Source organism: Verticiella sediminum (assembly GCF_007558815.1).
In the GTDB taxonomy this organism is placed as follows: domain Bacteria; phylum Pseudomonadota; class Gammaproteobacteria; order Burkholderiales; family Burkholderiaceae_B; genus Verticiella; species Verticiella sediminum.
Genome location: NZ_VLTJ01000025.1, coordinates 84,845 through 98,895, shown reverse-complemented (window position 1 = coordinate 98,895; position 14,051 = coordinate 84,845). Strand labels below are relative to the sequence as shown.

Annotated in this window: 14 protein-coding genes; 9 read left to right on the top strand and 5 right to left on the bottom strand. The window is 68.7% G+C overall.

Annotated elements, in window-relative coordinates; translation table 11 throughout:
- The first annotated feature begins 107 nt into the window (after positions 1–107).
- Positions 108–926, top strand: coding sequence for a sulfite exporter TauE/SafE family protein (locus FOZ76_RS12935; protein ID WP_143948682.1), 819 nt, complete (start codon positions 108–110; stop codon positions 924–926).
- A gap of 92 nt (positions 927–1,018) precedes the next feature.
- Positions 1,019–1,786: an SIMPL domain-containing protein gene (locus tag FOZ76_RS12930; RefSeq protein ID WP_143948681.1), complete on the top strand. Its 768-nt coding sequence runs from the start codon at positions 1,019–1,021 to the stop codon at positions 1,784–1,786.
- Here FOZ76_RS12930 and lgt read toward each other — a convergent pair.
- Positions 1,737–2,534, bottom strand: a complete 798-nt coding sequence (gene lgt / locus FOZ76_RS12925; RefSeq protein ID WP_143948712.1) for a prolipoprotein diacylglyceryl transferase — start codon at positions 2,532–2,534, stop codon at positions 1,737–1,739. The two genes, FOZ76_RS12930 and lgt, sit on opposite strands and share 50 nt — an antisense overlap.
- A gap of 116 nt (positions 2,535–2,650) precedes the next feature.
- Here lgt and FOZ76_RS12920 point away from each other — a divergent pair, with 116 nt between their 5' ends.
- From FOZ76_RS12920 to FOZ76_RS12910, 3 genes are read left to right on the top strand one after another with little or no spacing between them, the layout of a single operon-like run.
- Complete coding sequence (locus tag FOZ76_RS12920; RefSeq protein ID WP_143948680.1) at positions 2,651–3,004, top strand: c-type cytochrome; 354 nt, start codon at positions 2,651–2,653, stop codon at positions 3,002–3,004.
- A 26-nt stretch (positions 3,005–3,030) separates the two neighbouring features.
- Positions 3,031–3,612, top strand: a complete 582-nt coding sequence (gene msrA, locus FOZ76_RS12915; RefSeq protein ID WP_143948679.1) for a peptide-methionine (S)-S-oxide reductase MsrA — start codon at positions 3,031–3,033, stop codon at positions 3,610–3,612.
- A gap of 49 nt (positions 3,613–3,661) precedes the next feature.
- Positions 3,662–4,687: a Bug family tripartite tricarboxylate transporter substrate binding protein gene (locus FOZ76_RS12910; RefSeq protein ID WP_425473274.1), complete on the top strand. Its 1,026-nt coding sequence runs from the start codon at positions 3,662–3,664 to the stop codon at positions 4,685–4,687.
- 90 nt (positions 4,688–4,777) lie between these two features.
- On the opposite strand, the gene FOZ76_RS12905 is transcribed toward FOZ76_RS12910, so the two are convergent.
- Positions 4,778–5,113, bottom strand: a complete 336-nt coding sequence (locus FOZ76_RS12905; RefSeq protein ID WP_143948678.1) for a LuxR C-terminal-related transcriptional regulator — start codon at positions 5,111–5,113, stop codon at positions 4,778–4,780.
- Between the two features lie 128 nt (positions 5,114–5,241).
- Between FOZ76_RS12905 and FOZ76_RS12900 the strand changes: the two genes are divergently transcribed.
- Together FOZ76_RS12900 and FOZ76_RS12895 are read left to right on the top strand one after the other, a co-directional pair.
- The gene (locus tag FOZ76_RS12900) at positions 5,242–6,588 is read left to right on the top strand and encodes an MFS transporter (protein WP_143948710.1); all 1,347 of its coding nucleotides are present in this window, start codon (positions 5,242–5,244) and stop codon (positions 6,586–6,588) included.
- A 73-nt stretch (positions 6,589–6,661) separates the two neighbouring features.
- On the top strand, positions 6,662–7,615 hold the full coding sequence (locus FOZ76_RS12895) for a 2-hydroxyacid dehydrogenase (protein ID WP_143948677.1): 954 nt from the start codon (positions 6,662–6,664) through the stop codon (positions 7,613–7,615).
- A gap of 37 nt (positions 7,616–7,652) precedes the next feature.
- Here FOZ76_RS12895 and FOZ76_RS12890 read toward each other — a convergent pair whose 3' ends face one another.
- Entirely contained in the window at positions 7,653–8,570 is a 918-nt protein-coding gene (locus FOZ76_RS12890; protein WP_143948676.1) for a LysR family transcriptional regulator, read from the bottom strand.
- A gap of 207 nt (positions 8,571–8,777) precedes the next feature.
- Between FOZ76_RS12890 and FOZ76_RS12885 the strand changes: the two genes are divergently transcribed.
- The gene (locus FOZ76_RS12885) at positions 8,778–9,512 is read left to right on the top strand and encodes an RraA family protein (RefSeq protein ID WP_143948675.1); all 735 of its coding nucleotides are present in this window, start codon (positions 8,778–8,780) and stop codon (positions 9,510–9,512) included.
- Positions 9,513–9,535: 23 nt separating this feature from the next.
- Positions 9,536–10,534 carry a Bug family tripartite tricarboxylate transporter substrate binding protein gene (locus FOZ76_RS12880; protein WP_143948674.1) on the top strand — a complete coding sequence of 333 codons (999 nt, stop codon included), beginning with the start codon at positions 9,536–9,538 and terminating at the stop codon, positions 10,532–10,534.
- Positions 10,535–10,569: 35 nt separating this feature from the next.
- Here the strand turns inward: FOZ76_RS12880 and FOZ76_RS12875 are convergent, their stop codons facing one another.
- Both FOZ76_RS12875 and fumC read right to left on the bottom strand, forming a co-directional pair.
- A complete protein-coding gene (locus FOZ76_RS12875) occupies positions 10,570–12,450 on the bottom strand; it encodes an ABC transporter ATP-binding protein (RefSeq protein ID WP_143948673.1) in 1,881 nt (626 codons plus the stop codon).
- Positions 12,405–13,802, bottom strand: coding sequence for a class II fumarate hydratase (gene fumC, locus FOZ76_RS12870; protein WP_143948672.1), 1,398 nt, complete (start codon positions 13,800–13,802; stop codon positions 12,405–12,407). Before fumC ends, FOZ76_RS12875 begins: the two co-directional genes overlap by 46 nt.
- Positions 13,803–14,051 lie beyond the last annotated feature (249 nt).

The following is a 14,051-nucleotide window of genomic DNA, read 5'->3' as shown; positions in this document are numbered from 1 at the left end:
TGTCTGCCGGCATGGCGGAACGCGTTGCACGGGTCGAAGGCCCAAGCGTGGCGCAATGCGCCAGCCTATAATCCCGCCCCGTCGGCAGGAGCCGCAGGAGGCAGGTCGTGGACGTGACGCTGGTTGGCGTGTTGTTGGTGCTGGGACTTGCCTGCGGTTTCGCCGCCGGGCTGCTGGGCATCGGGGGCGGCATGGTGCTCGCGCCGTTTCTGACCTTGGTGCTGACCTGGCGAGGCATGCCGCTCGATCTGGTCGTGCACGTGGCGATCGCGACGTCGATGGCCACGATTCTCTTCACGTCGCTCTCGAGCATGCGCGCGCATCACCGCCGCGGCGGTGTGCGTTGGCGCATCGTGGCGGCCATGGTGCCGGGGCTGTTCATCGGCGGGCTGCTGTCGGGCGGCGCCGTGTTCTCGTTGGTTCCCACTAGCTGGCTGGCGCTTTTCTTCGGGCTGTTCGTCAGCTATTCCGCACTCAAGATGTTCGTCGGCAAGCCGCCGAAACCCGAGCGTCAGCTACCGGGGCCGGTGGGGCTGACGGCCGCCGGCGCGGGCATCGGGTTCCTGTCGGGACTGGTCGGGGCCGGCGGCGGCTTTCTGTCGGTGCCCTTCCTGACCCGCTCCAACGTGCCGTTGCCGGCGGCCATCGGCACCTCGGCGGCACTCGGTTTTCCCATCGCCCTTGCCAATACGGTGGGCTATATCGGGTCGGGCTGGAAGGAAACGGCCGGCATGCCGGGCATGCTGGGCTACGTGTCGTGGCCCACGCTGCTGGTGGTGGTGGCCGCCAGCGTGCTCGTCGCGCCGCGCGGGGCGGCACTCGCCCACCAGCTTCCCGTCGCGACGCTCAAGCGCGTCTTTGCCAGCCTGCTGTTCGTGCTGGCCGGTTACATGTTGTGGAAGTCCTATACGGCTTTTGCGGCCTGACTAGGGTAGCGTAGCGTGCATGGGCCGCGGCCGGCGTCGACGTCATTGCCGCGGCTCTGTCTTTCGTCACAACAACAACGAGGATGTGAAAGATGTCGCTACGCGCATTGCTTCGTACCGCGCCGCTGGCGCTGGCCGCCCTTCCCCTGCTTGCCGCCCAGGCCATCGCGCAGCCGGCGCCGCCGGATACGCCGCGCCCGCACGAGCGCGGGGAACCGCGCGGGCAGCGCGAACCGCGCCTGACGCTGCAGGCCGAGGCCGTTTCGGAGGTGACCCAGGACAAGGTGCAGATCACGCTGGCCACCGAGATCGAAGGCGCCGAGCAGGCAGACGTATCGCAGCGCTTGACCAAGACGGTCAACGATACGCTGGCGGCCGTCAAGGGCAAGGCGCCCGCGTCCGTCCAGGTGCGCACCGGCAACTATCGCCTGTGGCCGAACACCGACCGTGACGGCAAGATCACGGGCTGGCGTGGACGCGGCGAGGTCGTGCTCGAGTCCAACGACCTGCCGGCCGCCTCCAAGCTGGCCGCCGAGGCCGGCGCCATGAGCATCGCCGACGTGGCTTTCTCGCTTTCGCGCGAGGCTCGTGAGGCCGAGGAAAAGCGCCTGCTCGGCGAGGCCGCCGAGGCGTTTCGTCAGCGCGCGGCCGACGCCGCCAAGGCATTCGGCTTCGCCGACTATCGCATCCGCTCGATCGATCTGTCGGGCAGCGGTTCGGTCTATCCGAAGTACCAGCCGCAGATGATGCGTGCCGGCGTGGCCGACGCCGCCGCCGCGCCGCTGCAGTTCGAGGCCGGCATGGCGACGGTCACGGTGACGGTGCAGGGCGAGGTTGTCCTGCAGACCAGCGGTAAATGAGGATGCCGGCGATGACCATGGGAATGGAAAGCCACTGACCCATGCTCAGGCCACCCGCGAGCAGGCCGAGGAAGCTGTCTGGCTCGCGGGTGAACTCCGCCAGGAAGCGGAATGCGCCGTAGCCGATGAGAAAGACGGCGCTCACGCGGCCCACGGGCTGCGGGCGCCGAGCTACCAGCCAGACGATCACGAACAGCAGCACGCCCTCGAGCGCGAACTGATAGAGCTGCGACGGATGGCGCGGCAGGCCGTCCTGCGCGGCGGGGAACACCATGGCCCAGGGCGCATCGGTGACGCGGCCCCAGAGTTCGCCGTTGATGAAGTTGCCCATGCGCCCGGCCGCCAGGCCCAGCGGCACGAGGGGCGCGACGAAATCGCCGATCTCCAGAAAGCGAAAACCGCGCCGCCGCGAGAACCACAGGATCACCGCGAGCACACCGAGCAGCCCGCCGTGGAACGCCATCCCGCCTTCCCAGACGGCGAAGATCTCGAGCGGGTGCGCCAGATAGTAGGCGGGTTTGTAGAAGAGCACGTAGCCCAGCCGTCCGCCGACGATCACCCCGACGATGGCGTAGAAGAGCAGATCCTCGAAGTCGCGCGGCGTGAGACGGGTGACGCCGCGCGCGATCAGGCGCCGGCCGAGCAGCCAGGCGAGGGCGAAGCCGACCAGGTACATGAGCCCATACCAATGCACGGCGAGGGGGCCGATCTGCAAGGCGATGGGATCGAACTGCGGGTGCTGGAGCATGGGGCGGGCGTCGACGATGAAACTGGTCGATAATACCTGTTTGTCCCAGCCGGTACGGCGCTGCGCTGCCGCCGGCCTCATGCGGCGCCCATCGCCGCCAGTCTTGCCGAGTACCGATGCCCAATCCCAAGCGCAGGATCGCCGCGATTTCCTTTGCCCTGCTCCTGCCCTGTCCCTTTGCGGCGGCCCACGCCGAAACCCAGGACGGCCTGGCGCTCGCCCGCGCCAAGGTCTGTCTGAGCTGTCATCAGGTGGAGGCGCGCCGCGTCGGCCCGCCTTTCAACGCCATCGCCGAACGCTACGCCCAGGGCGACGCCCAGGCCACCGAAGCCTATCTCGCCCAGGGCATTCGCGAAGGCAGCCGCGGCAAGTGGGGTGCGCTCACCATGCCCGCCCAGGCCCACGTGAGCGAGGCCGACGCGCGCGCCCTGGCCCGCTGGATACTCTCGCTGGACAAGGCGCAACGCTGACGTCCGCACTTTCAGGAGGAAACCCCATGACCAACCCGAACGACGAAGTCCAAGCAGCCGCCGGCAGTGCGGCGACCGAGGAGGTGGCGGTTTTCGGTGGTGGGTGCTTCTGGTGCACCGAAGCCGTGTTCCAGCAATTGCGCGGTGTGCGCTCGGTGATGCCGGGCTATGCCGGCGGCCACGTGGACCAGCCCACGTACGAGGCCGTGTGCGCGGGCGACACCGGCCACGTCGAAGTGATCGAGGTCCGCTACGATCCGGCGCAGATCCGCTATACGGACCTGCTCAACGTCTTCTTCGCCACCCATGATCCGACCTCGCGCGACCGGCAGGGCCATGACGTCGGCCCGCAGTATCGCTCGGCCGTCTTCTGCCAGTCGGAGGCGCAGCGCGAGGCCGCGCAGCACACCATCGACGCGCTCAACCGCACGGGCGTGTTCGATGCGCCCATCGTGACGCAGCTCTACGGCGCCGACCATTTCTGGCCGGCAGAGACCTATCACCGCGACTATTTCGTGCGCAACCCCCGCCAGGGCTATTGCCATGCCGTGATCTCGCCCAAGGTCGCGAAATTCCGCAAGCAGTTCGTCGACTACCTGCGCGCCTGAGGGCATGCCCGCTTTCGCTTCGTTCCATCATCGTCTTCGGAGACATTGCATGTTCTTGCGGTTTTCTTCAGTTGCCCGGCGTCTGGCGCTCGGTGCCGGTTGCGCCGTTCTGAGCCTGGCGGGCGCGCTGGCCATGGTGCCGGCGCATGCGGCCGATGCCCGGCCGGACGCCTGGCCCGAGAAGCCCATGAAGTTCGTCGTGCCGTACCCGCCCGGCGGGCCGCTCGACGTCATGGCGCGCCTGCTCGCCGAAGAGGTGCGCGATCCGCTCGGACAGCCCACGATCATCGAGAACCGGCCCGGCGCGGGCGGCAACATCGGCGTGGGGGCGGTCGCTCGCTCGGCGCCCGACGGCTATACCCTGGTCATGGGCGCGGTCGCGACCTTCGCGATCAACCCCTGGCTGTTCGACAACCTGCCCTACGATCCGATCAAGGACTTCACGCCCATCACCCTGGTCGCCTCCGTGCCCAACGTCCTGGTGGTCAGCCCGGCGTTCGCCAAGGCGCACGACATCCACACCCTGGACGACCTGATCCGCTACGCCAAGGCCAACCCCGGCAAGCTGAGCTATGGATCGGGCGGTAACGGCAGCGCGGGCCATCTGGCCGGTGAGCTGCTCAAGGCGCGCAGCGGCATCGACGCCGTGCACATCCCCTATGGCGGCGCCGCGCCCGCGCAGGCTGCGCTGTTGGGCGACCAGGTGCATTTCATGTTCGACAACCTTGCCTCGGCCGCGCCGCAGATCGCGGCCAAGGCGCTGGTGCCGCTGGCCGTGACCACCACCGAACGCGCGGCGAGCCTGCCCGATGTGCCGACGGTGGCGCAGACCCTCCCCGGATACGACCTGGGCACCTGGTTCGGGGTGTTCGTGCCGGCCGGCACGCCCGAGCCCGTCGTGCAGCGCCTGAGCGAGACCTACATGGCCGCGCTCAAGCGGCCCGAGACGCGCGAGCGCCTCGCGCAGATGGGTTCGGACGCGCAGCCCAACACGCCGGCCGAATTCGCCGACATGGTGCAGAAGGAACTGGCCAAGTACAAGGAAGTGGTCGAATTGTCGGGCACGCGGTTGTAAGCTTGAGGTAGAGACCGGGGCCTGGCCCCGGTTTTCTTGATGGGGCAGGCCCGGAGCAGGCAGGCCCGCGATGCGGGGGAGATCACGATTTCAGGAGCATTGGCCGCCACTGCGCACCGCCCGAGCCTCGGCGGTGCCGGCCTCGATGGCGACGAGCGTGGCGGGCCCGGCGGGCTCGGCCAGTGCCCTCGTCATGCCGCCCGGTTCGGGCAGGTGATACACGCTCGCCGCGAGCTGGATGGCGTTGCGTACCCCGAGCTTCTGAAAGATCCGCGAACGATGTACCTCCACAGTGCGCTGCGAGATGCCGAGCACCGCCGCGATGATCTTGTTCGGCCTGCCGGTCAGTATCTGGGCCAGCACTTCGTTCTCGCGCGGCGTGAGAGGGGGGCTGGCCGGGGGCGGAAAGTCTACGCGTATGGACATGGGGCGGCTCCTAGCAGGAGACCGCATGTTGTCAGTTTTGCGACTGGATGTAAGCTGTGAATAGTGACAGGGCGGTTCAAACGCGGTCTTCCTTGGTCGTACCCGGTCTCGTCGGGTGTGCCCTGTTCATGCAGATGCTGGACGCCACCGTGGTCGCCACGGCGCTGCCGGTGATGGCCGAGGCCTTCGGCGTGACACCGGTGCGCATGAACGTCACGATCACCTCCTACCTGCTGGCTGTGGCCACGTTCGTGCCCCTGAGCGGCTGGGCGGCCGACCGCTTCGGCGCCAAGCAGGTGTTCGCCGCGGCCATGCTGCTGTTCATCCTGTCATCGATCGGTTGCGCGGCCTCGGCCTCGCTGCCGCAGCTCGTCGCGGCCCGGGTCGCGCAGGGGCTGGCCGGCGCGATGATGGTGCCCGTCGGGCGGGTGATCCTGCTGCGCTCGGTGCCCAAGAGCGAACTCGTGCGGGCAATGTCCTTCCTGTCGATCCCGGCGCTGCTCGGCCCCGTCGTCGGGCCGCCGCTGGGCGGCGCCATCGTCACCTATGTGAACTGGCACTGGATCTTCCTCATCAACGTACCCATCGGCCTGATCGGGCTGGTGCTGGTCCTGCGCCATGTGCCGCACATCGAACTCGTCATGCCCCGCCCGCCGCTCGACTGGCTGGGTTTCCTGCTCACCAGCGCGGCGCTGGTCGCGATCATCTACAGCTTCGAGGCCATCGGGCACAGCACACTGTCCGGCATGATGGTCCTCGGCATCTTTGCCTTCGGACTGCTCTGTGCTGCCCTCTACGTCTGGCATGCGCGGCGCACGGCCTACCCCATCGTGGACCTGGGCCTGCTGCGCGTGCCGACCTTCGCCATCGCCAGCCTGGGCGGCAATCTATGCCGGTTCCCGATCGGCGCGATGCCCTTCCTGCTGGTGCTGCTGCTGCAGGTCGGGTTCGGCCTGTCGCCGCTCGCCGCCGGCATGATCACCTTCGTCGGCGCGGTCGGCGCGCTGATGATGAAAATCGTGGCCGTGCCGGTCATCCGGCGTTTCGGTTTTCGTCGCGTGCTGGTCACCAACGCCATCGCGACCGGCGTGTTCACGGCGGCCTGCGCGCTCTTCACCGAAACCACGCCGTACTGGCTGATGCTCGCTGTGCTGCTGCTGGGCGGATTCTTCCGCTCGCTGCAACTGACCGCGGTCAACACGCTGACCTACGCCGATGTGGGTCCGGAATCGATGAGCCGGGCGAGCGGTCTGGCGGCCATGGCGCAGCAGGTCGGCATCAGCCTGGGCGTCGGAATCGCTGCCGTCACCGTGAACCTGAGCATGGCCGCGCGCGGCGGCACCCAGCTCGGCGTCGGCGACGTGCATATAGGCTTTATCGTCATCGGCGTGCTGGTCACGCTGTCCGCCTTCTCCTTCTGGCGGCTGAACCCGTCCGCCGGCGAGGAAATGGCCGGGCGCGGGCGGTCCGGCTGAGTGGCCCCGCGCGGCCGCCCGGAGGCGGCCGCGCCGTCGTCGTTTTCGTTCCGCCCTCTCTCGAAACCAGACCATGAAAGCAAGCACGACAACTGAACGCATCCTGGCGGTGGGCCGCCTGATGCCGGCCCTGGAACAGCGCCTGGCCGCCGCCTTCGACGTCACTTCGCTGGCGGCGCAGGCCGACCCAACGGACTTCCTCGCACGCCAGGGCGCGGACTTCAGCGGCCTGGTCACCTCGGCCGCCCTCGGCGTGGACAACGCGGTCATCGATGCGCTGCCCAACCTCAAGGTGATCTCCAGCTTCGGCGTCGGCCTGGATCGCCTGGACGTGCGGCATGCGGCAGCGCGCGGCGTCGCCGTCGGCTATACGCCCGACGTGCTGAACGACTGCGTGGCCGATCTCGCCTTCGGCCTGATGATCGATGCCGCCCGGCAGATCAGCGCCGCCGATCGCTACGTGCGCCGTGGCGGCTGGCTGCAGGCACCGTATCCGCTCACGCGCAAGGTCAGCGGCGCCCGTCTGGGCATCGTCGGCCTGGGGCGCATCGGCCGGGTCGTCGCGCAGCGCGCCGCCGGCTTCGGCATGCCGATCCGCTATCACAGCCGGCGCGCGGTGGCCGGCGTTGCCTGGCAGCACGAGCCCGACCTGCTGGCCCTGGCCGACTGGGCGGACTTCCTGGTCGTGATCGTCGCCGGCGGCCCCGCCACCCGGCATCTCATCGACGCGCGTGTGCTGCAGGCGCTCGGCCCACAGGGCTATCTCGTCAACGTCGCGCGCGGGTCGGTGGTCGACGAGGCCGCGCTGCTGCATGCGCTGCAGACCGGCGTCATCGCGGGCGCCGGCCTGGACGTCTACCAGGACGAGCCGCAGGTGCCGCCGGCTTTTTTCACGCTGGACAACGTCGTGCTCGCGCCGCACATGGCCAGCGCCACGCGCGAAACCCGGCAGGCCATGGCCGATCTCACGTTCGAGAACCTGGCGGCGTTCTACGCGACGGGGCGGGTGAAGGTGTCGGCGGTCTGAGGGCAACCCTCGCAGCCGCGCATGTCGGGCGCGCGGTTCAGCGCAGCATCTCGGCGATGCGGCTCGCGACGACGCGCACGGCCGGCTTGGTGGCTTCGGCGTCGCGCGCCACGGCCACGACCAACTGGCGCCGCACCACCGGTTCGGTCAGTGTCCAGCATTGCAGGCCGGGCGCGGCGTCCGGCTGCAGGGTGCCTTCGGGGAGGATGGCATACCCCAGCCCCTGGAGCACGAAACGCAGTTGCGCTTCGAGTCCATCGATCTCGTAGGCCACGTTCAGGGTTACGCCACGGCGAGACGCCACGCGCTGGATGATCTGCCGGATCGCGTGCATGCGGCTGCCGAGCACCAGGGGAACGCCCTGCAGCGTGGCGAAAGGCGTGGACGCCGTCGTCTTCGCGTCCTGGCGCAGCCCGACGAGTTGCAGCGGTTCGCTGCGCAGCGGCAACTGCCGGATGCCGCGCTGGCGCGGCAGCGCAGAGCACACGGCAATGTCGATGTCGCCCTGCGCGAGCCATGCCTGCAGATGGCCGCTGAAGCTCTCCACGACGCGCAGTTGCGGGTGGTCCGACCGGCTCGCGGTGTCCATGAGCGGGATCGAGAGGCGGCCGGCGGCCGTGGGTACGATCCCGACCACGATCTCGCCATGCTCCTTGCCGTCCGCGGCTGCGGCCTCGACCAGAGCGGTATCCAGCGCCGCGACCACGGGTTTCAGGCGCTCGTAGAGCCGTTGGCCCGCACTGGTGCAGACCACGCCGCGCCCGTTCCGGTGCAGCAGTCGCACCCCCAGGCCCTGCTCGAGCTGCTGGATACGCGTCGAGAAGGTGGGCTGCGACATGTCGCATGCCAGGGCGCCGCGGGACATCGAGCCGCATTCGACGGCACTGATGAAGCAGCGCAGGTGGCGCAGTTCGGCGGGCTGGTTCACGGAGCGTACCGGGGTGGTGGCGGGCATGGTGGGCGCGCGGCGCCTCGGGGGCCGCGGCGGCGTCGCGTCACGGCATTGTAGGGCCGGCCGCCGCCTGCCGTGCGTGTGTCGTGCAGCGCCGGTTATCGGGAATGCCAATATCAGTTATGCGAGCTTGCCGTAGGCGCGCCATGGCCCTGCGCACACCATGGCGGTTGACACACAAGCAGCCGACCGATCGGCAATGGAGCATGTATGGGCATCAAGACACTGACCGGACGCGTGCCGGCCGAGCGCGTTCACGAAAACCCCGGGCCGCTCGATCCGGCGTGGATCGAGCGGTTGCGCCGCCTGGGCGATCTGTCCAGTCTGGTGGCGGACGTACTGGACGAGTTCGGCCTCGAGGGCACCGTTGCGGCCAGTGCCCTGGCACCCACGCTGGACCGGACGGTCATCGGCACTGCCGTGACCTTGCGCAATGTTCGCCAGGACGTCAACGCCCACGTGAACGTGAGCCGCCGCGATTGGCGGATGGCGGAGATCGAAGGCATCAATCAGGCCCAGCCCGGCCAGCTTCTGGTGATCCAGGGCGTGCCCGAGGTATCGAACATGGGCGGGCTGATGGCGAGCATCGCCCACCACCAGGGTCTGGCGGGCGCCATCGTGGACGGCGGGGTGCGGGACGTCGGGCATTCGCGCGAGATCGGCTTCCCGGTATGGTCGCGGCACGTGACGCCGCTGACCGGCAAGTGGCGCTGCACCACGGTCGAGGTCAACGGGGCGGTCTCCATCATGAATTGCCAGGTCAATGCGGGCGACCTGGTGGTCGCGGACGAAACCGGCATCTGCTTCGTGCCGCGAGCCTGGATCGAGCGCGTGGTCGAGCGGTGCGAGGCCATTGCGGGCTACGAAGCGCGCATCGAGCGCCTGACCACGCGCGCCGACAGCCGCATGCAGGACTTTCTGGATGCCCTGTACGGCGACATCTGAGCGTCACAAGGAGGAGACCAAACATGAACGACATACAACGACGCCGCCAGCGCAGAGCGGTGTGCATGGGCATGCTCGCACTGGGCCTCGCGGCGAGCCTGCCCCAGGCGCATGCCGCCGGGACGGACTATCCCGAGCGTCCGCTGTCGATCATCGTACCCAACCCGCCCGGCAGCGCGACGGATACGCTCGCGCGCATGGTGGCCGAAGCACTGAACCGCGCCTGGGGCCAGCCCGTCGTGGTGGAGAACAAGCCGGGCGCACAGGGCGTGATCGGTGTCCAGACCATGAAGCGCGCGCCGGCGGACGGCTATACGCTGATCATCAGCTTCAGCGGGCTGAATTCGTCGAACCCCTGGCTGCAGGCGCAGCCCGCGTACCATTACAAGGACGATTTCACGCACATCGCGCCGCTGGTCCGGGCGCCTTCGCTGCTGCTGGTCAATGTCGATTCGCCGTACCACTCGGTGGACGACCTGCTGCATGACACGGTTTCCGGGAACCGGCACCTGACGTATGGCTATGGCCAGGCCACCAGCCAGGTCATGGGCAGTGCCTACGTGCACGCAGCGGACATCGCAGGCGCGGTGGGAATTCCCTATCGCGGCCAGCCGCAGGCGCTGACGGACCTGGTGGGCCGGCAGTTCGACTTCATGTTCGCCGATCTTTCGGTCGCCAAGCCGTTCGTGGACGCCGGCAAGCTGCGCGCGCTCGCCGTGTCGACAGGCGAGCGCGTGACGCTGGCGCCGGACGTGCCCACGCTCGACGAGCTGGGCGTGCGGGGGTACGACCTCGCCGCCTGGGTCGGGCTCTCGGGCCCGGCCGGCATGCCACCGGCCATCGTGACGAAGATCAGCGAGGTCGTGCGCGCGGCGTTTCGCGCCGAGGACGTGCAGGCGCGGATACGTCAGTTGGGCTTCACTTCGCTGGACGCCGATCCGGCCACGTTCGCCGCCTTCGTCGACAGCGAATATGAGAAGTGGGGGCGCGCCATCAAGGCGGCGGGCATCGAGCCGCAATGAGCGGGCGGGCGGCAGCCGCCGGCACGCGGCCACGCTCACGACGTCGGCAGAAACCCGCCCGCCTGCTGCCGCCAGAGCCGCTGGTACGTGCCCGGCTGCGCCAGCAGCGCGTCGTGCGAGCCGTCCTGCACCAGGGTGCCGTGATCGAACACCAGGATGCGGTCGAGATGCGCGATGGTCGAGAGCCGGTGCGCGATCGCGATCACGGTACGGCCTTGCATGACAGTATCCAGGCAGTCCTGGATCACCCGTTCGGTGATGGAATCCAGCGCCGAGGTGGCTTCGTCGAGCACCAGGATGGGCGCATTCTTCAGGATGACGCGGGCGATCGCGACGCGCTGGCGCTGCCCGCCCGACAGCTTCACGCCGCGCTCGCCCACCAGCGCGTCGTACTGCAGCGGCATTTCGCTGATGAAGCCGTCGGCGCTGGCGCCGCGCGCCGCCGCGCGTATGTCCTCCAGGCTCGCCTCGGGACGGCCGTAGCGGATGTTGTCGGCCAGGCTGCGGTGGAACAGGCTGGGGTCCTGCGGGATCAGCCCGATCTGGCGATGCAGCGCGTCCTGGGTCATGTCGCGGATGTCCACGCCGTCGATCATGATGCGTCCCTGCTGAGGCTCGTAGAGACGCAGCAAGAGGTTGACCAGCGTGGACTTGCCCGAGCCCGAGAAGCCGACCAGCCCGACGCGCTGCCCGGCGGGGATCACCAGATCCAGGTCGCGGAACACCGGGCGTTCGGAGTCGTAGCCGAACGTCACGTTCTCGAAGGCGATGTCGCCGCGGCGGATGACCACGTCGCGTGCGCCGGGGCGGTCGACGATCTCGTACGGCTGCATGATCGTGCGCACGCCGTTGGCAATGTTGCCGACGTACTCGAAGACTTCCAGGAAGCGCCGGCCCAGGTTGCGCGCATCGTTGATGACCAGCAGGGACAGGCTGGTGCTCATCACGAAGGCCGCCACGTCGATCCGGCCGTCGCGCCAGAGGGTGAGCGCGAAGTAGAGCATGCCCACCTTGAGCACCAGGGCCGCGCCCATCTGGAACCACTGCACTTTCTCGCTGAACCACATCGCCCTGCTGGCGACCGCGATCTCGCGGCCTTGCACCGCCGCGAGTTGCTCGCGTTCGTAGTCGCCGCGCGCGAACAGGCGCACGTTGGCGAGATTGGTGACGGTATCCACGATGCGCCCGGAAGTGGCCGAGCGCGCCGCCGCATGCTTCTCGGCATACGGCTGGGCACGCCGCGCCATCCAGTAGGACACCAGGATGAAGACGGCGGACCAGGCCAGGGTGAACGAGGCCAGCACGAGGCTCGCGGAGGAAAGCAGGAAGATCGATACCGCAAGCGTGATGGCGAGCGGCAGGAACTCGAAGATGACCGTCGAGAGGGTCATGTTCACGCCGACCGAGGTCTCGGCGATGCGCGCGGACAGCGCGCCGGCAAAGTGGTTGCTGAAGTAGTGCTGCGAGTGGCGCTGCAGGTAGTCGAACATCGCCCGGGCAATGCCGGTGCGCTGGCGTGGCGAGACGTACACGCGACAGGCGCCGCTGGCGCGGTTGAAGACGACTTCGCCGATGGCGAGCGCGACGAACAGCACCAGCGGGCCGCTCACCGCGGCGCCGATGTCGCGCTGCGCGCCGGCTTCGCCCGCCCACTGCGTGACGGCGCCGACGATCTGCCCGATGGCATAGGGCATCACGATGGAGCTGACGGCGGCGCCGACCTCCAGAATGATGATGAGCGCATACCACCAGCGAAAGCGCCAGAAGAAGTGCGCGGTGAAGCGCACGGGTGTGCGCGGCAGCGCCGCCACGTCTTCGTCGTCGTCGCCCCGCGGGCGGCGGCGCGGGCTCGTCGCGGCGCGCCCGGCCGCTACGCGCTGCGCTTCGCGTTCGTCATATTCTCCGGCACGACCCATTGCGTGAACTGCTCCTCGGTCAGGTAGCCGAGGGCAAGCGCGGCTTCCTTCAGCGACAGATTTTCCTTGTGGGCTTTCTTGGCGATCTGCGCGGCCTTGTCATAGCCGATGTGCGGGTTGAGCGCAGTCACCAGCATCAGCGAGCGATCCACCAGTTCGGCGATGCGCTCGCGGTTGGGCTCGATGCCCACCGCGCAGTTCTTGTCGAAGCTGGCCATGCCGTCGGCCAGCAGGCGCACCGACTGCAGGAAGTTGTGGATGATCATCGGCTTGAAAACGTTCAGCTCGAAATTGCCCATCGAGCCGCCGATATTGATCGCGACATCGTTGCCCATGACCTGGGCCGACAGCATGGTCAGGGCCTCGCACTGCGTGGGGTTGACCTTGCCCGGCATGATCGAGCTGCCCGGCTCGTTCTCCGGGATGCTGATCTCGCCCAGGCCCGAACGCGGCCCGCTCGCCAGCCAGCGCACGTCGTTGGCGATCTTCATGAGCGCGCCCGCCAGCGTCTTGAGCGCGCCGTGGGCGAAGAGAATCGCCTCGTGGCCGGCCAGTGCCTGGAACTTGTTGGGCGCGGACACGAAGGTGATGCCGGTGTCGCTGGCCAGCTCGGCCGCGACCTTGGCGCTGAATTCCGGATGGGCGTTCAGGCCCGTGCCGACGGCCGTGCCGCCGATGGCCAGTTCGCACAGGCCGGGCAGGGCGGCGCGGATCTGCGCCTCGCAGGCATCGAGCTGCGCCACGTGGCCGGACAGTTCCTGGCCGAGCGTGAGCGGCGTGGCGTCCTGCAGGTGGGTGCGGCCGATCTTGACGATGTCCCAGAAGGCTTTGCTCTTGGCGTCCAGCGTGGCGCGCAGCGCGGCCAGGGCCGGTAGCAGCGCCTGCACGACCTGGGTCGCCGCGGCGATGTGCATCGCGGTGGGAAAGACGTCGTTGGACGACTGGCCGCGGTTGACGTGGTCGTTCGGGTGCACCTTGCGGCCTTCGCCGCGTTCGCCGCCGAGGATCTCCGACGCGCGATTGGCGAGCACCTCGTTCATGTTCATGTTGCTCTGCGTGCCGGAGCCCGTCTGCCAGACCGCCAGCGGGAACTCCTGCGGCCACTTGCCGGCGATGACTTCGTCCGCCGCCTCGGCGATGCCGTCGGCGATGCCTGCGTCGAGCTCGCCCAGCCCGGCGTTGACCCGGGCGGCCGCACGCTTGAGGCGCGCCAGCGCATCGACGAGCTGGGGCGGCATCTTCTCGGTGGAAATGTCGAAGAACTGCAGCGAGCGCTGAGTCTGCGCTCCCCACAGGTGCTCGGCGGGGACGTCGATCGGGCCAAAGGTATCTTTCTCGCGGCGCACGCTCATGGATTCAACTCCGGACAAGGGGGGGCCGCCCCTGGTGGCGTCGACCGGTCGGTGCCGGCCGGCAGGCGGCGCTCGGGACCTCATCATAGTAACGCCGGCGCGCCGGCGCGTTTGCGGCGCGCCGACCCGCGCAGCCGTGTCCGGCCGATCTGTAGCACAATGGCCGGGTTTGCCGGGGCCGCCATCTCGCTGCGCGCTCCAGGGGGCGAGCGGGTTCTCAGCAAACCGCGTACCTCTGGTTTGTCCCCG